Below are 22,314 nucleotides of genomic sequence, written 5' to 3' on the forward strand. Positions count from 1 at the left end.
GCCCAAGGCGGCTTGTTTCCTGGTACGTAACGACACGGCGATGGCGGCAAGAACCACGAAAATCTCCAGAAAATGCAACTTAAGTCATGCTGCCGCGGCACGTGCGGCGAAAGCCGCTGGCGTGGGGGCGGTAAACTGCGGGCACAGTGCAGAAAGATAACGTATTTCGCTTTGCACACCTCCGGAACCGGGGGAAGGCCCCAATCGCGGAGTGGCTGCCTGTCGCGCCGCATGGTCCCGTGGACACTTGGATAACTATTGATGAGAATGCTTTCTTCGCTGGTCCTGCTGGCCAGCCTGGCCTGTTCGTCGGCGCTTGCCGGTCCCGCATCGGATTCCCGCGGCGACAAGGACGCATTGATCGCCGATCTCATGAGCCGGATGACGCTCGAGGAAAAGATTGGCCAGATGCGCCTCATCAGCATCGGCGACGACATGCCGCAGCCCCAGTTGCTCAAGGAGATCGCGGCGGGACGGGTTGGCGGCACCTTCAATTCGGTACGGCGCCAGGACAACCGGCCGATGCAGGACGCGGCGGTCAAGCACAGCCGCCTGAAGATTCCCATCTTCTTTGCGTACGACGTGGTGCACGGGCACCGCACCATATTCCCGATCAGCCTGGGCCTCGCGTCGAGCTGGGATATGGAGGTAGTCGAGCAGGCCGCCCGTATCTCGGCCATCGAAGCCAGCGCGGACAGCCTCGACATGACCTTTGCGCCGATGCTCGATATTTCGCGGGATCCGCGCTGGGGGCGCACCTCAGAAGGATTCGGCGAAGATCCCTATCTCGTCTCGCTGTGCGCCCGGGCCAGCGTCAAGGGGTTGCAGGGAACCTCGCCGGCCAACGCCGACAGCGTGATGGCCGTCATCAAGCACTTCGCGCTATACGGGGCCGTGGAAGGCGGGCGCGACTACAACACGGTCGACATGAGCCCGCTGCGCATGTTCCAGGACTATCTGCCGCCGTACCGGGCCGGCATCGACGCCGGCGCCGGCGGAGTCATGATTGCGCTGAACTCGATCAACGGCGTGCCGGCCACCTCCAACAGGTGGCTGCTGCGGGACCTGTTGCGCAAGAACTGGGGGTTCAAGGGCATCACGGTGAGCGACCACGGGGCAATCGACGAACTGCCGCTGCATGGCGTGGCAAAGGACGGGCGCGAGGCCGCCAGGCTCGCCATCCAGGCCGGCGTCGATATGAGCATGCACGACTCGGCCTACCTGGGGTACCTGCCCGGGCTGGTGAAATCGGGCGAAGTCGCCATGCGCGACGTCGACGATGCGGTGCGCGAGGTGCTAGGCGCCAAGTACGACATGGGCCTGTTCCAGGACCCTTACCGGCGCATCGGTGTCGCGCAACAGGACCCGCCGGACGTCGACGCGGAGAGCCGCCTGCACCGGGCGGCGGCACGCGCCGCCGGGCGCAAGTCGCTGGTGCTGCTCGAGAACCGCGGTGGCACGCTGCCCCTGAAGAAGACCGCCACGGTTGCGGTCGTCGGGCCGCTGGCGGACGCGCCCATCGACATCATGGGGAGCTGGTCGGCGGCAGGCAAGTCCCAGCAATCGGTCACGCTGCTGCAAGGCATGCGCGATGCCGTTGGCGACAAGGGCCGCGTGGTCTATGCCCGCGGCGCGAACGTGACCGACGACGCCGAGGTGGTCGGGTACCTGAACTTCATGAACTGGGACAAGCCGGAGATCGTGCAGGACAAGCGTTCGCCGGGCGACATGATTGCCGAGGCCGTGGCGGCAGCGCGAAGCGCCGATGTGATCGTGGTGGCGGTGGGCGAGTCGCGCGGCATGTCGCACGAGGCGTCGAGCCGCACGAGCCTGTCGTTGCCGGGAAGCCAGGAAATCCTGCTCAAGGCGCTCAGGACGACCGGCAAGCCGCTGGTGGTGGTGCTGATGAACGGCCGCCCGCTGGATCTCAACTGGGAAAAGGCGAATGCCGACGCGCTGCTCGAAACCTGGTACGCCGGCACCGAGGGCGGCCACGCCATCGCCGACGTGCTGTTCGGCGACTACAATCCGGCGGGCAAGCTGCCCATTTCCTTCCCGCGCTCGCTCGGGCAGATTCCGACCTACTACAACCATCCGCGCATCGGGCGCCCGTTCGTGCAAGGCAAGCCAAGGAACTACACCTCCCAATATTTCGAGGAGCCGTCCGGCCCGCTGTACCCGTTCGGCTACGGCCTGAGTTATACGGAATTCAGCATGTCCGACGTCACGCTGTCGAGCCGGACCATGCCACGCAATGGCCGGATCGAGGCCAGCGTGACCGTGAAGAACACCGGGCAGCGCGACGGCGAGGCAGTTGTCCAGCTTTATGTCCAGGATGTCGCGGCCTCCGTGGTCAGGCCGGTGAAGGAGTTGAAGGACTTCCGCAAGCTTGCGCTAAAGGCGGGTGAGGAGCGCGTGGTGCAATTCACCATCGATGAAGAGAAGCTGAAGTTCTTCAACGCGGCACTCGAGTATGTCGTCGAGCCGGGTGATTTCAATGTCCAGATCGGGCTCGACTCGCAAGCGGTGCGGGAACAGCGCTTCGCGCTCCAGTAGCATGCTGGTCCGCCTTGGCGGATCGCCTTCGGGCCTGCGGGACGCCGGTTCCCGCAGGGCAGGGCTTGAGGGATGTCCGCTCTGGCGTGTGGATTCAACCGGTTGAATCCGCACGGCGAAGCGGACGCTCGCGGCGCTTGCCTCAGGAAGGCGATGCCGGTGCGACCGTGGCCCCCTGGATTCCGTGGTGCCGCAACGCGGAAGCCACCATTCCCGAAGCTTTCATCTCTTCGATAAAATCCGCCAGGAAGGTGGCGGCTCGTTCACCGCGCGCCTTCGGAACACCCATGGCCTGGCGGATCACCATGAATCGCTCGCCCAGGAGACGCAACCCGGACAGCCCGGCAATGTCTGCCTCGAGCTGTTGCTTGACGCCGGCGGCCACGTCGAGGTTTTGTTCAAGGAAGGTCTTGACCACGGTGGGCGATGTTGGCGAGCGCACAATCTGCGCGTGCTGCAGTTCACGTGTCAGGTACAGGTCGTACGCACTGCCTTTGCCCACCACCACTTGCGTGCCGGCGCGGTCGACATCGGCATTGGTCCGCACCTCGGAATCATCGCGCACGAGGTAATAGCCCTCGATCAGGACATAGGGAGCAGTGAACGCAATGGCGGCGCCGCGCTTCGGATCGATGGCAAAGAAGCCCACGTCGGCCTGTTGATTCGACACGATATCGACAGACTTCCCCGCGGCGTCGACGACGACAAGCTCCAGCGGCACGCCAAGGCGCTCTGCGAGCGCATGCGCCAGGTCCACCGATACCCCGCCGGCACTCCCGTCGCCAGCACGGTGCGCGAGGATCGGATTGCCGAGATTGATCGAAGCACGCAATACCCCGGTGGGCGCGAAGGCGTCGAGCAGTTGCTTGTCTGCAGTCATGTTGTTCCAGTCGTGAAACTAAGGTTCGAGAATTTCGCTGATCCGGGCCAGCGCGGCAAGGGTGTGGTCAAGGTGTTCGCGCATGGCCTGGGACGCCTCCACGTTGCGTTCCCGCTCCAGCAACTCCAGCAGGTGCAAATGCTGCCTTGCATGCTCCTCATACCGTTCTCGATCACGCATCGAGCGGTAGGACAGGAGCCGGCGCACGCGATTGACGCGCCGGATCGCGTCAATGAAGAACGGGTTGCCCGAGGCCTCGACAAGCGATTCGTGAAAGCGGACGCCACGCTCATGCAGCTGGTCAGCCGTGTCCGTCTCGATGCCGCCGTTGAGCAGGTGGAGTTCTGCCGTGCGCAGCCTTTCGATGGTGCGCGCATCGAGTCGATAGCCAGGTTCGAGCAAGGCGGCCGGTTCGAGCGCCAGCCGCATCCGGTACGACTGGAGCAGCGAGTCAGGCGTGGTCAGCATCGTGGAGAACTCCCAGCCGTAGCCCGGCTTGCGTTCTCCCCAGCCCTCCTGTGCGATGCGTTTGAATACCGTGTTGAGCTGCGTGCTGGTCAGCCCGTAGCGCGTCCTGATGGCTTGCTCCGAGACTTCCGTGGGCAGTGAGCCTTTCAGCAGGTCTTCCGCAATCTGGAAATAGGCGGCACCGACGACGTCGGGCTCCGCCAGGCCCAGTTGCGAAGCAAGCTCCGTAGCCGGCGTGCTTACCGGCTGTGCGAGAAAGAATCCCCGGTTCTTCTCGCGCGTGAGAATGCCTTTCTCGTGCAGCAGCGCAAGCGCTTCGTTGACGGGAGAGCGCGAGACGCGCAGCTTGTCGGCCAGCATTTGTGCCGGAAGGTGAGCGCCGGCAGGCAGCCGCTCCGCCTGGATCAGTTCGACGATCTGCGTCGCGATGGATCTGTCGTGATTCATGATGTCCGAGCCGCCGGGGGAGGGGCAATCATGCCGTGGCAATGGCACCCCCCTGTTGTTCCAGCGTCTTGTGCAAGATCGATGGGATGACGCCACCGCGCCGCAGCAGATCGACTTCAAGCCGGGTTTCCACGGCAGCGGTGGCTTCGAATTCATCCACCATCCCGTCCCGGCGCACAATGCTGACCGGCACCTTGCAGCGTGGCGAGAGGTCTTGCGCAGGCGCGCCGATATGGACCTTGTCCCCAGGCTGGATTGCCAGTGCTTGCGGATCGACGCCCGAAGGCATGCGCAACGGCAGGATGCCCATGCCGATCAGGTTGGAGCGGTGGATTCTCTCGAAGCTTACCGCAATCACTGCCCGGATTCCCAAAAGGCGCTGGCCCTTGGCGGCCCAGTCGCGCGATGAGCCGGTGCCGTAACGTTCCCCGGCAATCAGCACCACCGACTCGCCATCCTGACGGTAACGCTGCGCCACCTCGAAGATCGGCAGGACGTCGCCGCTGGGCACGTGCACGGTATGCGCGGTCGGCGCATCCGGTCGCAGCAGGTTGACCAGCGTCTTGTTGTAGAACGCCGCGCGCATCATGACTTCCCAGTTGCCCCGGCGCGATGCGAAGACGTTCAGGTCGTTCCGGTCATCGCCACGGCTGACCAGAAAGTCGGCCACGAAGCTGTCTTTCGGGATCGCGCTGGCCGGGGAGATATGGTCCGTGGTGATGTCGTCACCGAGCACCAGCAGCGGCCATGCGTCGTAGTCACCGAGCTGGGAGCCCTGGTCGAGCGCGGCAAACGGAGGGCGCCGCAATGCCGTCGATCGTGCGTCCCACGGGTAGCGCGGCGCATCGGCCGATGGCAAGGCTGCCCATGCCGGATTACGCGACGCCATGGCGAACGCGCGCCCGTAGTCGGCAGGGTCGGTACCGTTTGCCAGCAGGGCCGCCACCTCCTCCCGCGTGGGCCACAGGTCCTTGAGGAATACGGAGGTGCCATCGGCTGCGATTTGTACCGGGTCCCGGCTCAGGTCGCGCTCGGCGTCGCCAGCCAGCGCGAACGCCACCACGAGCGGTGGCGACATGATGAAGCCCAGGTTCAGGTCGGGATGAATGCGGCCCGGGAAATTGCGGTTGCCCGACAGCATGGCCACCGGCCACGCCGATCCATTTGCGAGCACGTCGCGGATCCCGGGCGTCAGCGGGCCCGAATTTCCAATGCAGGTGGTGCAGCCGAAGCCGACGATGTCGAAACCCACGGCCGACAGATCGTCGGTCAGGCCGCTGCGTTCCAGGTAGGCAGCCGCGGCGGGCGATCCGGGGGCCAGCGAGGTCTTGATCCAGGGCGCCACCGACAGACCCAGCTTGCGCGCCTTGCGCGCCACCAGGCCGGCGGCCATCAGCAAGGCCGGATCTGAGGTGTTGGTGCAACTCGTGATGGCAGCGATGGCCACCGGGTAGCGGGGCATGTCGGCCTGCCGCTTGCCTTCGAACGGAAACCGCGCCAATGCCGCGGCGGTATCGGTATAGGAGAGCAGGTCCTGCGGCCGCCGGGGGCCGGCAATATGCATGCCGATGCTGGCCAGGTCCACTTCGATCACGCGCGTGTAGCGCGGCGTGGCGTGCGGGTCGAACCACAGTCCGGTGCGTCGCGCGTACTCGCCGGCCAGCGTCACGCTTTGCGCGGGGCGCCCCGTGGCGCGCAGGTAGGCCAGCGTCTGGTCGTCGATCGGGAAGAAGCCGGTGGTGGCCCCGTACTCTGGCGCCATGTTGGCCACCACGGACCGGTCTCCGGCCGTCAGCGTGGCGACACCGGGACCGAAGAACTCGACGAATTCGCCCGACACGCCGATCGCGCGCAGGCGCTGCGTGACCGTCAGCGCAAGGTCGGTGGACAGGACGCCGGGTGCCAGGGCATTGGTGAGTCGCACGCCAATGACATCGGGAATTCGTTGCATGACAGGCATGCCGAACATCACCGTCTGGGCTTCGAGTCCGCCCACCCCCCAGCCCAGTACGCCGATGCCGTTGATCATCGGGGTATGGCTGTCCGTACCGATCAGGGTGTCGGGCACCGCCCAGAGGTTTCCTTCGCGCTGCTGCGTGGCGACCACCGTGGCGAGTTGCTCAAGGTTGATCGTATGCATGATGCCCGTGCCCGGCGGGTGAATGCGCACACCGCGAAGGGCCTTCGATGCCCAGCGCAGGAAGCTGTAGCGCTCGGCATTGCGCTGACTCTCGATCTGCAGGTTCACACCTGCCGCGTCCGGTCGGGCGAACGCCTCGACGGCCAGCGAATGATCGACGGACGAGTCCACCGGCAGCACCGGATTGAGCGCGTTCGGATCCGCACCGGCTTCGGCAAGGGCGTCCCGCATCGCGGCGATGTCGACCAGGGCTGGGGTGCTCGTGGTGTCGTGCATCAAGACCCGGCCCGGCTGGAAGGCGATTTCCGCCTCGCTGGTGCCTGTGTCCAGCCACGCGACGATGGCGGAAATGGCATCTGCGCGCTCTTCGCCATCCATGTTGCGCGCCACGTTCTCCAGCAACAGGCGCAAGACCACGGGTAGCCGTGCCAGCGAGTCGCCCAGCATCGCCGGCAAATCCATGTGGCGATAAGTGATGCCACCAGCGCAAAACTGGCCTTCGACGGGGAGGTAGGTGTTTTCCATGACTGAATATTGCACATGTTTACGTAAAAATGCAATCAAGCGGAAACCCCAATGACCCGCGGACTACAGGAGACAAGCCCTTGAAATCCCTCCCGCTCCGAGCTGTTCCTGCGCTGAATGCCCAGCGCCGCCGCCTGCTTGGCGGGGCGGTCGGCATGTCGGCTGTTTCAGCCCTTGGCCTGTATGCCAGCGCCGCGGATGCCGCCGCGGATGCCGCCGCGCCGGGGAGCCAGACCACATCCAAAGGAAACAACATGTACGCATACGTAGGATCGAGAACCACCCGTGAGCGCGACGCGCGAGGGGAGGGCATCAGCGTCTTCCGCATCGATTCGCTGACGGGGGCGCTGCAACTGACGCAGCTCGTCAAGGATCTCGTCAATCCGTCGTTCCTGGCCCTGAGCGGTAATGGCGAGCGTCTTTACGCGGTTCATGGCGACCTCAGCGACATCAGCGCCTTCGCGGTGGAAAAGGCCACCGGCAAGCTCGAATTCATCAATCGCCAGAGCACCCACGGCAAGAATCCGGTTCACCTCGCGATCGATCCGACAGGCAAGCACGTGGTGGTGTCGAACCATATCGGCGCAAGCCTCGCCGTCCTGCCGCTGCAAGCCGACGGCTCGCTCGGTGAAATGACGCAACTGGTGAAGCTCGACGGCCCGGTCGGCCCGCATCGCGTTGAGCAGAAGCAGGCCAAGCCGCACTTCAATCCGTTCGACCCGAGCGGCCAGTTTGTCGTGGTGCCCGACAAGGGGCTGGACCGTACCTTCACCTTTCGCTTTGCCGACGGCAAGCTCTCGCCGGCCGCGCCGGGTTTTGTCGAATCCCGCGAAACAGCGGGACCGCGCCACATCGCATTCCACCCCAATGGCCGCTTCGGCTATATCGTCAACGAGCTTGACTCGACTGTCACCACATACGCCTATGACGGAAACACCGGCGCATTGAAGCCGCTGCAAATCGCGTCCACCTTGCCCGATACGTTCACGGGCAACAGCCGTGCGTCGGAGATCGAAGTCGATGCGACGGGCCGCTTCGTCTATGCGTCCAACCGCGGCTACGACAGCATCGCCATCTTCCACATCGACCAGGCCACGGGTCATCTCCGCTTTGTCGATGCAGTAGCGTCGCAAGGCCGCACGCCGCGTTTCTTCGCATCGGCACCGGGCGGCCGCTACATGTACGTGCTGAACGAAGACAGCGACTCGATCGTCGCCATGCACATCGACAAGACCAGTGGCCGGCTCAAGCCAACAGGGTTCAGTGTGCAATCCGGCAGCCCCGTCTGCATGATCTTCTCCGCGTAACCGGCATGTCCCGGCCGCACAGCATTCCAGCAACGTCACCAACGCCGGGCAGTTCGAACGCCGGCGCACTCACCATGCCGAATTCCATCACCCTGGACGACGCGGCCATTGTCAGGAAGATTACCTGGCGGATCATCCCGTTCGTCTTCGTTCTCTACATCATTTCGTATCTGGACCGCGCGAACATCGGATATGCCGCGCTGCAGATGAACAGGGAGCTGGCACTGAGCAGCGAAGCGTTTGGCTTTGTGTCGGGCATCTTCTTCATCGGATACTTTCTCTTCGAGGTACCCAGCAATGTGATGCTCAACAAGTTCGGAGCGCGGCGATGGATTGCACGAATCCTGGTGACGTGGGGCGCGGTGGCGGTAGCCACTGCGTTCGTGCAGACCGCGCAACAACTCTACGTCCTGCGTTTCCTGCTCGGCGTTGCCGAAGCGGGCTTCTTTCCCGGCATCATCGTCTACCTGACGCACTGGTTCCGCGCGAAGGAGCTGGCAACGACGGTCGCCTTGTTCACGGCGGCGATTCCGGTGTCCTACATCATCGGCGCGCCGCTAAGCACGTGGATCATGGACAACGTGCACTGGATGCAGTGGAGCGGATGGCGCTGGATGCTGTTGCTGGAGGGCGCGCCGGCAGTCCTCGGTGGCGTGCTCTGCTACCTGTACCTGACCGATCGGCCGGCCGACGCCAGATGGCTGACCGACGCCGAGAAGCAATGGCTCAACGATGAACTCGAACGCGACAGGCAGGCGCGTCCGCAGGCGGTTCACCTGAGCACGATGAAGGTGATGCGCAACCCCAGGGTGCTGTACCTGGCCTTCATCTACTTTGTCTACCAGTGCGGCAGCCTGGGCGTCGGCTACTGGATGCCGCAGATCATCAAGAGCTTCTCGGCGAACCTGACGCATACACAGATCGGCGTCATCGCGATGGTGCCCTACCTGTTCGCCACCATCGTCATGATTTTCTGGTCGCGCAGTTCCGATCGCAGGAACGAACGGCGGCTGCACTCGGCGTTGCCGCTGGCGGTTGCCGCGGCATCGCTGGTCGGGGCAGGGGTGCTGACGGATCCTTACATGGCCATCGCGCTGATCGGCGTGAGCCTGGCCGGCCTCTACGCGTTCAAGTCGCCCTTCTGGGCGCTGCCTACGTTGTTCCTGACACGCTCCACGGCAGCCGTGTCGATCGCGGTGATCAACTCGATCGGCAACCTCGGGGGATTCGCAGGCCCGTTCGCCATCGGCTATATCAAGGGCCAAAGTCACAGCGCCGCCACGGGCCTGCTGTTCCTCGCCAGCCTGCTGGTGGTTGCCTTCCTGATGGCCTTCTTCATCCGGATCGCGGAGGCCCGCTCCACGGAGGATGTTCCCGCGGCGTCTGCCCAGACGCCGTAGTCCCGCCGCCGGCGGTATGCGAATGGCGTGAAGGATCGGGTACGGCCAGCCGCCATCCGGCCGCGCGCCATAAGCGTTGGTTGTGGCGGTGCTTGAGAGCGAGGCGGCGTCGACGAATCAGGCAGGTTCGATCTCGCTACCAGCTGAAGCACGATGCTGCGCACGCGGCCGCGCCATGCAACGATGCGCGGCCGTGGCAAGAACGAATGCCACCGCAATCAACGCGGCCGCGACGAGACTCAGGTACCGCGCGCCTATCGATCGGAGCACTACACCGCCAAGCACGCCCGAGCAGGCAAGTCCGATATAAGTGGCCGTATTGTTCAGGGCAAGCAGCAGCGGCGCCACATGCGGCGACAGTTGCACGAGACGGTGCTGTTGCGGAACGATAAGCCCCCACCCGCATACCCCCCAGACGATCAGCGCAACGATAGCGCCAAGCGCATGCGCAGAGGTCCACGGCAGCACACAGAAATTGATGATGGCGATCCATAGCATCGCATTGATGATGTTGCGGCTCTGGAATCGGTCCACGAGACGGCCGGACATCAGGTTCCCGACCGTCGCGGCGACGCCCCACAACAGGAACATCCCCGCGAGAATGCGTTCATCGCCGTGCGTCACGGCCTCCAGCACCACGCCCGCATACGTGTAGACCATCAGGAACCCGCCGAACGCGAATAAGGAAGTCAGCAAGGTAAGCGCGATGCGCATGTCGCGCACGGGCGCAAGCCGCTCTCGCAACCTGACGGACGCGGGCAGGGGAACGGAGGGCAGCATCGTCCAGACGCCGATCATCGCCACAATCCCGAGCGCCGTGACGAACCAGAGGGTTGTCCTCCAGCTGCCGAATCCGCCGATAAAAGTCCCTATTGGCGAACCGAGCGCCGTGGCTCCCGTGAGGCCCGCCGTTACCGTGGCCAGCGCGCGGCCGCGTTTTTCAGGTGTGGCAATTGCCGAGGCAACGCCCAATGCAGTTGGAGAAAACAGCGCGGCGCCAAATCCTGCCAGGGCCCGGCTCACCAGGACCCAGTGCAAGTCGGTGGCGAGCGCACTGATCGCGTTGCCGACGACAAAAATCCCAAGCGCCGAAACGAGCAGAAGCTTGCGCGGCAAGTCGCCCGCCACGGCTGCCATCACTGGCGCAGCCACCGCATAGGTCAGCGCGTAGAACGTAACCATGAGGCCAGCCAGGCTGACGGATGTATGCAGCGAGGCCGCCACACCTGGAAGGATACCGGCGACGACAAAGTTGTCGGTACCCATTGCGAACATGCCAAGCGCCAGTATCAGTAGTCGACGATCCATACGAAGGTTCTTTGCGAAACGCGGTTGGGGGACGGCCTGCGAGGCGGCGTGTCGCCGCGGAGTTGGTACGCAGTCCCGGCCTCCGGCCCGGCCGGCTTTTTGACTGCCAGTCGATCATAATCGTCGTTGACCGCGTCTCAAATGTCATATATACGTCCAATTCAGGACGTGAAACAGGGTGCCCCATGCACACGATCGGCTTTGTCGTATTCCCGAACTTCTATCTGATGGGCTTGGCGGCAGTCACCGCGTTCGAGCTGGCAAACGTCGTACTCGAAGAGCGGGCGTACGACGTGACAGTTCTGTCGGAGGGGGGAGGACTGGTGTCGTCGTCGGCAGGCATCCGCGTCGAGTCGCAGCCCTTCGGCGATGCCGCATTCGACACAGTCATGTTCGGCTCTGGCGTCGAGATTGACATCGTTTCCGCGGCATTGACTGCATTCGTCAGGCGCTCGCTGAAGACGTCGAGGCGGATCGCGGCGCCGTGCACAGGCGCCTTCATCCTGGCGCAAGCGGGCGTCCTGGATGGCCGGCGCGCGACCACCCATTGGCGGTTCGCACACGATCTGCAGTGCCGCTTTCCGAAGATCGCTGTCGAGGAGGACCAGATTTTCATCGTGGACGGACCGATCTGGACGTCCGCGGGCATGACGGCGACGATCGACATGGCGCTCGCCATGATTGAAAAGGACCATGGCCAGGACGTCTCGCGCACGGTAGCGCGCAAGCTTGTCATCTATCACCGGCGCGCGGGCGGCCAGTCGCAGTTTTCGACATTGCTTGACCTCGACCCGAAGTCCGACAGGATCCAGAAGGCCATCGACTACGCGAACGCCAATTTGCGTAACGCATTGACGGTCGACGAACTTGCCGATGTCGCCGGGCTAAGCCCGCGCCAGTTCAGCCGGGCATTCAGCGCGGAGACCGGTCAATCGCCCGCCAAGGCCGTCGAGCATCTGCGCGTGGAAGCCGCGAGGCTTTTGCTGGAAAAGGGGCGTCTTTCGCTGGACGTGATCGCGCACGAAGTGGGTCTATCCGACCGGGAGCGCATGAGGCGCGCATTCGTGCGCACCATCGGGCAGCCGCCCCAGGCTGTCCGTCGCTTGAGCAGGGACATTCGTGGATCGGTTCTGCACGCCGACCAGGGAGATGCGTACTGAGCGCAACGACGTGCGAATCGCTGCCAGGCCGGCAAAAGACGCTGGCACAGCGGAGAGGACCACCGTCATCGTGCCGCAGGCGGGAGGTCGTGCTTGCAGTGGCGCGGGCGCATGCCGGGATCGGCACGCGTTCCTACGCCGGCTAGCGGTCAATCGACACTTGCAATGCATGAGCTGGAAAGAGCAGGGAGGCAAACCTCCCTGTCCATCAGCCTAACGTCGCACCCTGGGTCGCGCTGGGAACTTCGCTACCCGGCATGGCATCGGGCAGCTCGTGTTGCGGCCCACCCACTTCAGGCTGGACACGCTTTGCCGAGTGGGATACATGGTCCTCGGATTTTCCGGAGACATACTCGCGCCAGACGAGAGGAAGGATGCCGCCGTGACGCCAGTATTCAACTTCCTCGCCGGTATCGAGCCGGATCGTCAATGGCACGTTGATCGTCGTCCCATTGCTGCGATGGATGATCGCCTCTATGCGGCCGGAGATATCGAGGCGGTCCGCCAGCGCGAGGATATCGATCGTCTCGCTCCCGTCGAGCGCGAGCGATTCCGCCGTGGTGCCTGCCTCGAACTGCAAGGGGAGCACGCCCATGCCGACCAGGTTGGTGCGGTGAATCCGCTCGAAGCTTTCGGCGATCACCGCCTTCACGCCGAGCAATGCAACGCCCTTGGCCGCCCAGTCACGCGATGAGCCGCAACCATAGTTCTTGCCGGCAATGATCGCGAGCGGGACATCTCGCTTCAGGTATTCGGTGGCCGCCTCGTAGACGCGCATCTGCGTGCCGTCCGGCATCAGCCTCGTGACGCCGCCTTCCACGCCCGGCACGATGTGGTTGCGCAAGCGGATATTGGCAAACGTCGCACGCACCGCGAGGTCGTGGTTCCCACGGCGTGTCGTGTAGTTATTGAAGTCGCGCTTCTCGATGCCCTTTGCAAGGAGGAAGTCGGCAGCCGGTGTGCCGATGCTGATCGCGCCAGACGGCGAGATATGGTCGGTAGTCACCGAATCACCAAGGATGACCAGGGGCCGCATGCCCTTGATATCCTGAAGGGGCGCTGCGTCTCGCGACAGGTTGTCGAAGTACGGTGGCCTGCGGACATAGGGCGAGAGTTCATGCCACCGTGCGTCTAGGGAATACCATTATTTGACTGGGTATCAAAAATCCCGTAACTTTAATTGTGTGCATATCAATTTCAGTCGTCGGTGGATTCGGAACCGCTGAGTGACGGATAGCGTTGGGCGGCACATCGTGGGCCAACGCTCGGCCACGATCCAAGATCAATTACGGAGGAGAAATGAAACGGAGCCTGGCCATCGCCGGTGCGCTGCTAGCGACCGGTGCGACCGCGCACGCCCAATCGTCTGTCACGCTGTACGGCGTGGCGGATGCGGGCATCGAATATCTGAACCACGTGCCGAATGCTGCAAAACAGAGTTCGAGCCTCGTGCGCATGACGTCGGGCAACATTGCCGGTAGCCGCTGGGGGATGCGTGGTGTCGAGGACCTTGGTGGCGGTCTGAAGGGGATCTTCCTGCTGGAAGGCGGGATGGTGCTCGATTCCGGGGCGGCGGCACAGGGCGGGCGGCTGTTCGGGCGCCGGGCGTATGTCGGGCTCGATACACCGTACGGGCAGGTCACGATGGGGCGGCATCACAACCTGACATTCGACCTGGTCATCGGCTTCGATCCGATGTTCTTCGCGCCCAAGTATTCGTCGTACTCGCACGATACGTGGCTGGCAGGCCGTACCGATAACGCGGTGAAGTACACCGGCAAGTTCGGCGCGCTGACGGCGTCGGCGCTGTACAGCTTCGGCGTGGACTCCACGATTGCGAACGGTTCGGAAGTGCCGGGCAACAGCAGGGTTGGCCGCGAGATGAGCGCGGGGTTCTCGTACGACATGGGCAGATTCCGCCTGGCCGGCGTCTACGACCAGCTCAACGGTACATCCGCTGCCACCGCGGGGCGAACTGAGCGTCGCTATGTAGCCTCGGCCGCAGGCGACTTCGGTCCGGTGTCAGCGTACTTTGGCTATCGGCGTCTGGTCAGCCAGATCCTGTCGTCAATGACGCGTACCGATCTGTTCTGGACGGGGGTGACCTACAACTTCGGCCAGGCATTCGCCTTGACCGGCGCGGTCTACAAGACCAACGACCGCACATCGGCGAAGGACCCGATGTCGATCGTTCTGTCGGCGGACTATCGTTTCTCGAAGCGCACCGATGCCTATCTGTCGACGTCATATACGCTGAACAAGGGCGGTTCCGCACTGGGCGCAAACGGGTATGACGGCTCGGTGATCGCGGGTGCCAACCAGTTTGGCGCCGTGATCGGTTTGCGGCACAACTTCTGAGCCTTGCGTCAACTGGCGCGCCGGCCAGGTCGCGCCTTGAGGCGTGCCGCATCCGTGGCACGCTCTTTTTTCATGAGTCCGGGCAGCCATTCCAAAATTATTTGACAGCATATCAAATAGATACTAGATTATTGAGACGGTAGCATTTACCAAGGAGACAGCGTGACTGAACAAGACAAGCCGCAGGTGACGGCAGGGATGCGAGGCGCATCGTGGGACGCCCGCCTGATGAACCGCTCATATCAGATGGTGCCCTACGCGCTAGGCACGGCCGACGGCCAACGCACGCTTGGCTTCCTGTTCAGCGTGACCGGCAAGGAGAAGACCGTCGTCTCGCTGATGCATCCGCGCGAGATGGCCATCACGCATTACCTCGTGCCGTTCGTTCTCGATGCGGGCTGCGCCTGCTGGGTGCAGGGGCCGCGTTCGATAGGCAACGACTTGCGCCTGGAACACGAGGTCGCGCTGTTCGATGTGGCCGCCGGCATGACGCACCTGCGCGAACTGGGCTACGAGAAACTCGTGATGCTCGGCAACTCTGGCGGCGCCGGGCTCTACACGTTCTACAACCAGCAGGCGCTGACCCCGCGTGAGACGCGCATCGCCCGCACGCCGGGCGGACGACCGACGAATCTGGGCGAACTGCACATGCCGGAGGTCGATGCCTTCATCCTGGTGTCGCCCCATCCGGGCCAGGGCAAGCTGCTGATGAGCAGCATCGATCCGTCCGTCATCGACGAGAGCGATCCGATGCAGACAGACCCCACGCTCGATCCGTTCGCGAAAGCCAATGGCTTCGATGTGGAAACGGGGAAGGGCAGTTATGCGCCCGCGTTCATCGAACGCTACCAGGCTGCGCAAACCGCCCGCGTGGCACGCATCGACGAGCGCGCAAAGGCGATGCTGCGCGCCAAGCACGAAGCACGAAAGAAGATCAAGGCAGGCAGCGCCACGGAGGCCGATCGCCGCCTGGCCGCCCATGCCCCGATCTTCCAGGTCTGGCGTACCGATGCCGACCTGCGGTCGTGGGACATCGCGCTGGACCCGTCGGACCGCAAGACCGGATCGCTATGGGGCAAGGACCCGTTTATATCGAACTGGGGCAGCGTGGGCTTCGGCCGCACCGTGACGCCGGAATCGTGGCTTTCCACATGGTCCGGCCTGTCGTCGAATGCCGCACTGGACAGGACGCTCGGTGCGCTGCATCAGCCGACACTGTTGCTCGAATACACGGGCGACCAGTGCACCTTTCCCGCCGACATCCGCGCGATCTACGACCAGATCCCGGCGCCGCACAAGCGCCACGTCCGCGTGCGCGGCAACCACCACGGCATGGCCCTCAGCCGTGAGGAGGAAGCGGGGCAGCGTATTGCAGGCCGACTCATCGTCGAGTGGCTCCGCGAAACGATGGTTTGAGCCAGATTGCAGGAACAAAGACAAATACAGAGGTAGACAGATATGCTGCAACCCACCCATTTGCGCCCGTCAGTGCTGCTCGACGGCGTGCGCTACCCCGACGAAAGCCGCCTGCGCCAGTACGTGGCGGAAGGCTATCTGACCGGCGAAACGCTGGTTGGCGCCTTCCGCCAGTCATTTCGCGACAATAAGGATCGCCTGGCCCTGGTCGGCCCCGAGGGGGAATTCACATATCAGGCGCTCGACGAGCAGACCGATCGGCTCGGTGCCGCGTTGCTGGCACTCGGACTCAGGCCGCTTGACCGCGCCATCTTCCAGTGCGGCAACAGCAACGAATTGCTGCTGGCCTTCTTCGGCTGCCTGAAGGCCGGCATTATTCCGTTGTGCTCGCTGCAGGCGTTCCGCAAGCTCGAAATCGGCTATCTGGGCAAGCTGTGCGAAGCGCGGCTGCACTTTGTGCAGGGCGATGATCCCAAGTTCGATGATGTGGCCTTTGCCGAGGAAATGCAGGCCGAGGTGCCGAGCCTCAAGATCATCCTGCAGGCCCGGGGGGTACGCCGTGGCCGCGCTGTGTTGCTGGCCGACCTGATCCGCGACATGCCGCTGGCGCGCGCCCGGGAAGTACTGGCCGATGTGAAGCACGAGCCGTTCCAGGCCGCCGTGTTCCAGTTGTCAGGCGGCACCACCGGCGTGCCCAAGATCATCCCGCGCTTCCAGAACGAGTACCTGTACAACATGCGCGCGGTGGCAACGTGCAACGGCTACACCCGCGAAGACGTGCTGTTCTTCCCAACGCCGTACATGCACAACCTCAATATGGGTTGCTTCTTCGGCCCGTTCCTGCTGAGCGGCGCGAAGGTGACGGTGGCGCCCGATATCTCGGATGACACACTGCAGGCGCTGGTCCGCGACTACGAACCGACCTGGTTTGGCGTGGCCGGGCCGATCCTGAACCGCATCGCGCCGGCACTGCTGCGCGGCACGGCCGCCGACAAGGCGCGGCGCAACTTCATCGCGCCCAAGAACGCCGCCAATCTGACGCGTCTGACGGGCTCGCCTACGCACCATATCTTCGGCATGACCGAAGGCGTGATCATGTTCACGCGGCCGGATGATCCGCAGGAGATCCGCGACCAGTCGATCGGCCACCCGGTGTCCGCCGCCGACGAGGTGCGGATCGTGCACCCGGGCACCGAAGACGTCGTCGCCGACGGCGAGCCAGGCGAAGCGCTGTTTCGCGGCCCCTATACGATCGGTGGCTACTACAAGTCCGAACAGGAAGACGTCGCGCGCTTTACCGCCGACGGCTTCTACCGCTCGGGCGACCTGATGTCGTCAAGCGTGGTCGACGGCAAGCGCTATTACTTCTTCCGTGGCCGCATCAAGGATGTGGTGGATCGTGGCGGCGAGAAGATCAACGCTGAAGAGCTCGAGAACGTCATCAACCAGCATCCCGCGATCCTGGCTTGCGCCGTGGTAGGCATGCCCGACAAGGTCTACGGCGAGCGCGTCTGTGCCTTTGTGCAGCTCAAGCCCGCCGCCGCCGCGGCTGGCTTGACGCTGCCGGCGCTGACCGGATACCTGCAGGACGCCGGGCTGGCCAAGTTCAAGTGGCCGGAGCGCCTGGAAATCATCCCGGAGTTTCCACTCACCGCCTCGGGCAAGCTCAGCAAGGTGCTGCTGCGCGACCACATCGTGCAAGTCCTGCAGGCCGAGGCCGCAACAAGCATTGTTCAGCAAGCCAAGTGACGAAGGAAAGTGACATGACCCAATCCACGCAAGCCGCCCAAGCCAACGTGCCCGCTGTCGCGCTGCACGGCGTCCATCACACCGCCAGGCCTACCTGGAAACTGGCCGAGACGGTGCATTTCTACCGCGACCTGCTTGGCCTGCCGCTGGTCCACGCCATCTCGGCCAAGGGCTGGGGCCCGGACAATCATGCCGATTTCCTGCATTTCTTCTTCGATAGCGGCAACGGCAGCACCATCGCCTTCTTCTATTACATCGGCACCGAACGCCCGGACTGGCTGACGGTTCGCGAGCACTATCAGGATCGTGCCACGCACACGGCATGGCGGGTCCGCGATGAGGCCGAACTGCTGCAATGGCGCCAGCGTGTGGAAGCCGTGGGCATTGCGCTGCGCTACCAGATCCGCCACGAGGTCATCGAGTCCATCTACTTCAACGACCCGAACGGCTATCCGATCGAGATCACCTGGCAGGTGCGTGCGTTCAGCGATGCCGACATGCACGATGCCGCGCTGACCATGGATTCGGCCATCGAACTGGAATGCGCACGCGACAAAGGCGCGGCGTTCGCATCGATCGATCCGGTGTGGCAGCGCAAGGCGGAGCGCATCGAGGCGGTGGCGGACAAGGACAAGGCATCGATCTATGTACTCGACGTGCCCGAGTTTGCGCCGCTGATCGACGTGGCGCGCAAGACCGATGGATACCTGGCCACGGCGCTGGGCAACGGCTATGTGCGCATCGACGGCAATCCGACGCTGCAGTTCCGCCGCAAGGAGCTGGGCTTCAAGCCCGCGGTCTGGTACGGCGCGCTGACCGGCGGGCTGGCGGGCCAGATTCGCCAGTTCGACATGGATGCGCTGGTGATTGCTCCGCGAGGCGCGCAATGAAAGTGACCATCATCGGCGGCGGCCCGTCCGGCCTGTTCCTCGCAATTCTGCTCAAGGAGAGAGTGTCGAATGTTGACATCGACGTGTACGAGCAGAACCCCGAAGACGCCACGTTCGGCTTTGGCGTGGTGCTGGCCGATACGGGGTTGTCGAACCTGCGCTCGGCGTCGCCGATTGTCGTGGATCGGCTAGCCAGGATCATGCGGTTCAATGATCAGCATTCGATCGTGTGCCGCGAGCACCCGATCGTCATGAAGAAACCGGGCGCCGGCGGTGGCGCCATTCCCCGGATCAGCCTGCTGTCCGTCCTGCAGCAGCGTGCGCATGAGCTTGGCGTGCGCGTAACGTACAACAAGCGTATTGCCGATTTCGACGCCATCGATGCCGACCTGGTCGTTGGTGCCGACGGCATCAACTCGCAACTGCGCGCGGCCAATGAAGCCGGCTTCGGCACCACGCGTCGCACCCTGACGAACCACTTCGCCTGGTACGGCGTCGAGAAGCCGTTCCCGAGCCCCGCACTGGTGTTCCGCAAGTTCGAGGCCGGCTACTTCGTCGCGCACTACTACCCATACTCGGATTCGATGAGCACGTTCGTGGCCGAGTGCGACCACCAGACCTGGCTGGACTTCGGCATGGAGGCGATGAGCGCGCAAGCCCGGCAGGCACTGTTCGAGAAGGTGTTCGCGCCGGAACTGGCCGGCTACGGCTTGGTGTCGAACAATTCGGTCTGGCGCCAGTTCCCTGTCATCCTCAATGCGAACTGGCATGTCGGCAAGCAGGTGCTGATCGGCGATGCGCTGACGAGCGCGCACTTTTCAATCGGGTCGGGTACGCGCATCGCCATGGAAGATGCGATGGCGCTGGCCGATGCGATCATGGCCCATTCCGATGACGTCCCCGCCGCTTTGCAGCAGTATGAGGCCGTGCGCAAGCCGGAGAAGGCCAAGCTGATCAGCGCGTCCGAGGCGTCGTACAACTGGTACGAGCGCATCCGTGAATGGATGGATCTGCCGACGCCGCACGAGTTCGTGTTCCGCTTCATGACCCGCACGGGCCGCGTGGATGCTGAGCGGCTGCGCGCCCAGTTTCCGGTCCTGATGGCGGAACTCGCCGCCGGCGGTGTGACAGGCAGCACCATCGTGGGACAGCCATGATCAACGCCACGGAGTACGTGCTGAGCGAGAGCCCATTCGTCGTCAGGCGCAAGGTGCGGTGGGGCGACTGCGATCCGGCTGGTGTGGTCTACACGGGCCGGTTCACGGATTACCTGCTGGGCGCGGTAGGGCTCTACACCGCGTACATGGCCGGCGGTGACGGCAGGCTGGGCGAGGTCCACGGCGTGGGCACGCCATGCAAGGCAATCCGTTTCGAGTTCATCGGCACGCTCTGGCCCGATGACGAGATCGACATCGCCTGCACCGTGGAAGCCATTCGCACGAGATCCTTTGATATCCGCTGCGTGGCGCGCCGCCCCGATGGCGCAGCGGTGTTCGATGCCATGTTCTCGCCGATCTGCGTGCGCCTGGACCGGCGCGAAGGCACGCCGATCCCCGATTCCCTGCGCGCGGATCTGAACCGCTTTTATTCTCCCGCCCCCTGAACGTTCCTGGAATTGCCAATGATGAAGTTTCGAATCGGACAAATTGTGCCGAGCTCCAACATCACGATGGAGCGCGAGGTGCCCGCCATCTTCGCCGCCCGCATGCAGGCGCTGCCGGAGCGGTTCAGCTTCCACGCCAGCCGGGTGCGCATGCACCGCGTGGTGGCCGAGGAGTTGGAGAGGATGAACCGCGACATGGGTCGCTGCGCACTGGAGTTGGCCGATGCGCGCGTCGATGTCATGAGCACGGCGTGCCTGGTGGCCACCATGTGCATGGGCATGGGCTATCACCGGCAGGTGATCGAGGAACTGGGCGGGGCGATTGCCGATGCGCCGTATCGCCCGCAGATCATGACATCGGCCGGTGCGCTGGTCGATGAACTGAAGGATTTTGGCGCGCGCCGCATCGCGCTGATGGCGCCTTACAGCGATGCGCTGACCAGGACGGTAGTCGAATACATCGAGCACGAAGGCATCGAGGTCAGGGATGTGATCAATTTTTCGATCCTCGACAACCTGGAAGTCGGCGAGCGTGATCCGCTGCAGTTGCTGGAAGACGTCAAGCGGCTGGACGTGAAGGGCGTGGATACCGTGGTGCTGTCGGCCTGCGTGCAAATGCCGTCGCTGGCGGCCATCGAGCCCGCGCAACAGGCACTGGGCATTCCCGTGACATCCACTGCCATCTGTACGGCGCGGCAGATGATGCGCAAGCTGGGCATCGCGGCTACGGCGCCGGGCGCGGGCGCCTACCTGGGCAGCCAGACCGGCCTGCGCTGATCGCAACATTCCGACAAAGAGGTAGCCGTCCGTATAAGGCGGCACCGCCAACAAGGAGACTACTCCATGCAACCCGTCCCCAACGCGCCGCCTCGCGTGTCTGTCTGGATCTACGTGGGCGTGATTCTTGGCGCCGCGCTCGGCATGATGGCTGGCTATGCACCGCTGTTCAATGCCACTGCCGGTGTCTTCGTCAGGCCACTTGCCGCGGAGTTCGGCTGGGGGCGGTCTCAGGCATCGCTTTCCTACGCGGCTTCGATGTTTGGGCTGGCGATCGTCAGTCCGATTGTTGGCGCGCTGATGGACCGCTTTGGCATCCGTCGCGTGATCGCATGTTCGGCAATCGTGTTCGGTCTGGCAACGGCGGCGATGGCGCTCCAGAACGGCAGCATGCTGATCTGGGTAGCATTGTCCATTGTGGTGGGCGTCTCGGGCGCCGCTACCTCGGTGCTGGGCTACCTGGCCGTGTTGCCACAATGGTTCGACCGGCGACTAGGCCTGGCCTTGGGCATCGCCATGTGCGGGCTCGGCGTGGGCACGGTCATCCTGCCGATCATCGCGCAGTATCTGGTGACGACAGTTGGCTGGCGTATGGCTTATGTAGGCCTTGCGGCTGGCTCGATCGTGTTGTCGCTGCTGGCGTGCGGATTGCTGCGCGAGCGGCTCCGGGCCGGGCACAAGGTGGGGCGGGTGGCAACGCCCGCGCCGGAGGGTGTGCCACTGGCGGCGGCGCTACGCAGCTATCGGCTGTGGGCAATCTGGTGCGTATTCATCTTGAGTTCGGCGGCAACGCTGTCCCTCGGGCCGCATCTGCCATCGTTGTTCGCGGATCGGGGGTTCGATGCGGCAATGGCGGCGCGCAGTGGGTCGACGGTCGGCATCGGCCTGCTGGCGGGGCGCCTGCTGACTGGCCTGTTGATCGATCGCATTCACGCGCCGCTGGTGGCCAGTGTGTTCTTCGTGGGCGGTGCCATCGGCGTATTCCTGCTGCGCGGCTCGAACGACTACAACACACTGCTGATTGCCACGATGCTGATCGGGCTGACGATCGGCGCGGAAGGCGATCTGATCTCCTATCTTGTCCGCTCGTACTTTGGCCTGACATCGTTCGGCTCGCTGTTCGGGATTGCGTTCTCTGGCTACGGGCTTGGCGCCGTGATCGGCCCGATCGGCCTGGGCGCGTGGTTCGACGCACGCGGGAACTACGATCTGCCGTTGCTGATACTGCCCTGCATATTGCTGGTGGCTGCCGCGCTGGTGCTGTCTCTGGGGCGCTACAGGATGGGCAGCCGACATGGAGCCGTGGCGGCTGCCGCATCGGCCTAGGGCG

General features: G+C 63.9%; 17 protein-coding genes. 12 read left to right on the plus strand and 5 right to left on the minus strand.

Annotation, left to right across the window (positions count from 1 at the left end; all coding sequences use genetic code 11):
• The first annotated feature begins 267 nt into the window (after positions 1-267).
• Positions 268-2,556 (plus strand): beta-glucosidase BglX, encoded by a 2,289-nt coding sequence (bglX, locus tag AC1DKV_RS19900; protein ID WP_441643485.1) that lies wholly within the window; start codon positions 268-270, stop codon positions 2,554-2,556.
• Between the two features lie 142 nt (positions 2,557-2,698).
• On the opposite strand, the gene AC1DKV_RS19905 is transcribed toward bglX, so the two are convergent.
• The 3 genes from AC1DKV_RS19905 to acnA are packed head-to-tail and all read right to left on the minus strand — an operon-like array spanning position 2,699 to position 7,016.
• A complete protein-coding gene (locus tag AC1DKV_RS19905; RefSeq protein ID WP_441621026.1) occupies positions 2,699-3,436 on the minus strand; it encodes an ABC transporter substrate-binding protein in 738 nt (245 codons plus the stop codon).
• A gap of 18 nt (positions 3,437-3,454) precedes the next feature.
• Positions 3,455-4,351, minus strand: a complete 897-nt coding sequence (locus AC1DKV_RS19910; RefSeq protein ID WP_441621028.1) for a GntR family transcriptional regulator — start codon at positions 4,349-4,351, stop codon at positions 3,455-3,457.
• Positions 4,352-4,379: 28 nt separating this feature from the next.
• Positions 4,380-7,016: an aconitate hydratase AcnA gene (gene acnA / locus AC1DKV_RS19915; RefSeq protein ID WP_441621030.1), complete on the minus strand. Its 2,637-nt coding sequence runs from the start codon at positions 7,014-7,016 to the stop codon at positions 4,380-4,382.
• A gap of 155 nt (positions 7,017-7,171) precedes the next feature.
• On the opposite strand from acnA, the gene AC1DKV_RS19920 reads away from it, so the two are divergent.
• Together AC1DKV_RS19920 and AC1DKV_RS19925 are read left to right on the plus strand one after the other, a co-directional pair.
• A complete protein-coding gene (locus AC1DKV_RS19920; protein WP_441621089.1) occupies positions 7,172-8,323 on the plus strand; it encodes a lactonase family protein in 1,152 nt (383 codons plus the stop codon).
• A gap of 74 nt (positions 8,324-8,397) precedes the next feature.
• Positions 8,398-9,723, plus strand: coding sequence for an MFS transporter (locus AC1DKV_RS19925; protein ID WP_441621031.1), 1,326 nt, complete (start codon positions 8,398-8,400; stop codon positions 9,721-9,723).
• A gap of 117 nt (positions 9,724-9,840) precedes the next feature.
• Here AC1DKV_RS19925 and AC1DKV_RS19930 read toward each other — a convergent pair whose 3' ends face one another.
• Positions 9,841-11,031 (minus strand): MFS transporter, encoded by a 1,191-nt coding sequence (locus tag AC1DKV_RS19930; protein ID WP_441621033.1) that lies wholly within the window; start codon positions 11,029-11,031, stop codon positions 9,841-9,843.
• A gap of 185 nt (positions 11,032-11,216) precedes the next feature.
• On the opposite strand from AC1DKV_RS19930, the gene AC1DKV_RS19935 reads away from it, so the two are divergent.
• On the plus strand, positions 11,217-12,191 hold the full coding sequence (locus tag AC1DKV_RS19935; RefSeq protein ID WP_441621035.1) for a GlxA family transcriptional regulator: 975 nt from the start codon (positions 11,217-11,219) through the stop codon (positions 12,189-12,191).
• Positions 12,192-12,399: 208 nt separating this feature from the next.
• On the opposite strand, the gene AC1DKV_RS19940 is transcribed toward AC1DKV_RS19935, so the two are convergent.
• Entirely contained in the window at positions 12,400-13,227 is an 828-nt protein-coding gene (locus tag AC1DKV_RS19940) for a hypothetical protein (RefSeq protein WP_441643482.1), read from the minus strand.
• A gap of 263 nt (positions 13,228-13,490) precedes the next feature.
• On the opposite strand from AC1DKV_RS19940, the gene AC1DKV_RS19945 reads away from it, so the two are divergent.
• The 8 genes from AC1DKV_RS19945 (at position 13,491) to AC1DKV_RS19980 (ending at position 22,310) form a co-directional block, all read left to right on the plus strand.
• Entirely contained in the window at positions 13,491-14,549 is a 1,059-nt protein-coding gene (locus AC1DKV_RS19945; protein ID WP_441621039.1) for a porin, read from the plus strand.
• Between the two features lie 228 nt (positions 14,550-14,777).
• Complete coding sequence (locus tag AC1DKV_RS19950) at positions 14,778-15,965, plus strand: alpha/beta hydrolase (RefSeq protein WP_441621091.1); 1,188 nt, start codon at positions 14,778-14,780, stop codon at positions 15,963-15,965.
• Positions 15,966-16,007: 42 nt separating this feature from the next.
• Complete coding sequence (locus tag AC1DKV_RS19955) at positions 16,008-17,714, plus strand: AMP-binding protein (RefSeq protein ID WP_441621041.1); 1,707 nt, start codon at positions 16,008-16,010, stop codon at positions 17,712-17,714.
• Positions 17,715-17,728: 14 nt separating this feature from the next.
• Positions 17,729-18,604, plus strand: a complete 876-nt coding sequence (locus AC1DKV_RS19960; RefSeq protein ID WP_441621043.1) for a VOC family protein — start codon at positions 17,729-17,731, stop codon at positions 18,602-18,604.
• Entirely contained in the window at positions 18,601-19,761 is a 1,161-nt protein-coding gene (locus tag AC1DKV_RS19965; protein WP_441621045.1) for an FAD-dependent monooxygenase, read from the plus strand. Before AC1DKV_RS19960 ends, AC1DKV_RS19965 begins: the two co-directional genes overlap by 4 nt.
• Entirely contained in the window at positions 19,758-20,207 is a 450-nt protein-coding gene (locus AC1DKV_RS19970) for an acyl-CoA thioesterase (RefSeq protein WP_441621047.1), read from the plus strand. Before AC1DKV_RS19965 ends, AC1DKV_RS19970 begins: the two co-directional genes overlap by 4 nt.
• A gap of 18 nt (positions 20,208-20,225) precedes the next feature.
• Positions 20,226-20,984 (plus strand): maleate cis-trans isomerase family protein, encoded by a 759-nt coding sequence (locus AC1DKV_RS19975; protein WP_441621049.1) that lies wholly within the window; start codon positions 20,226-20,228, stop codon positions 20,982-20,984.
• Between the two features lie 66 nt (positions 20,985-21,050).
• Entirely contained in the window at positions 21,051-22,310 is a 1,260-nt protein-coding gene (locus tag AC1DKV_RS19980; RefSeq protein ID WP_441621051.1) for an MFS transporter, read from the plus strand.
• Positions 22,311-22,314: the final 4 nt, after the last annotated feature.

The sequence above is a fragment of the Cupriavidus sp. 05T41 genome, from assembly GCF_056396525.1.

Coding starts and splice junctions, on each gene's coding strand:
- bglX (WP_441643485.1), top strand. CDS start 268: ATGCTTTCTTCGCTGGTCCTGCTGGCCAGCCTGGCCTGTTCGTCGGCG.
- AC1DKV_RS19905 (WP_441621026.1), bottom strand. CDS start 3,436: ATGACTGCAGACAAGCAACTGCTCGACGCCTTCGCGCCCACCGGGGTA.
- AC1DKV_RS19910 (WP_441621028.1), bottom strand. CDS start 4,351: ATGAATCACGACAGATCCATCGCGACGCAGATCGTCGAACTGATCCAG.
- acnA (WP_441621030.1), bottom strand. CDS start 7,016: ATGGAAAACACCTACCTCCCCGTCGAAGGCCAGTTTTGCGCTGGTGGC.
- AC1DKV_RS19920 (WP_441621089.1), top strand. CDS start 7,172: ATGTCGGCTGTTTCAGCCCTTGGCCTGTATGCCAGCGCCGCGGATGCC.
- AC1DKV_RS19925 (WP_441621031.1), top strand. CDS start 8,398: ATGCCGAATTCCATCACCCTGGACGACGCGGCCATTGTCAGGAAGATT.
- AC1DKV_RS19930 (WP_441621033.1), bottom strand. CDS start 11,031: ATGGATCGTCGACTACTGATACTGGCGCTTGGCATGTTCGCAATGGGT.
- AC1DKV_RS19935 (WP_441621035.1), top strand. CDS start 11,217: ATGCACACGATCGGCTTTGTCGTATTCCCGAACTTCTATCTGATGGGC.
- AC1DKV_RS19940 (WP_441643482.1), bottom strand. CDS start 13,227: ATGCGGCCCCTGGTCATCCTTGGTGATTCGGTGACTACCGACCATATC.
- AC1DKV_RS19945 (WP_441621039.1), top strand. CDS start 13,491: ATGAAACGGAGCCTGGCCATCGCCGGTGCGCTGCTAGCGACCGGTGCG.
- AC1DKV_RS19950 (WP_441621091.1), top strand. CDS start 14,778: ATGAACCGCTCATATCAGATGGTGCCCTACGCGCTAGGCACGGCCGAC.
- AC1DKV_RS19955 (WP_441621041.1), top strand. CDS start 16,008: ATGCTGCAACCCACCCATTTGCGCCCGTCAGTGCTGCTCGACGGCGTG.
- AC1DKV_RS19960 (WP_441621043.1), top strand. CDS start 17,729: ATGACCCAATCCACGCAAGCCGCCCAAGCCAACGTGCCCGCTGTCGCG.
- AC1DKV_RS19965 (WP_441621045.1), top strand. CDS start 18,601: ATGAAAGTGACCATCATCGGCGGCGGCCCGTCCGGCCTGTTCCTCGCA.
- AC1DKV_RS19970 (WP_441621047.1), top strand. CDS start 19,758: ATGATCAACGCCACGGAGTACGTGCTGAGCGAGAGCCCATTCGTCGTC.
- AC1DKV_RS19975 (WP_441621049.1), top strand. CDS start 20,226: ATGATGAAGTTTCGAATCGGACAAATTGTGCCGAGCTCCAACATCACG.
- AC1DKV_RS19980 (WP_441621051.1), top strand. CDS start 21,051: ATGCAACCCGTCCCCAACGCGCCGCCTCGCGTGTCTGTCTGGATCTAC.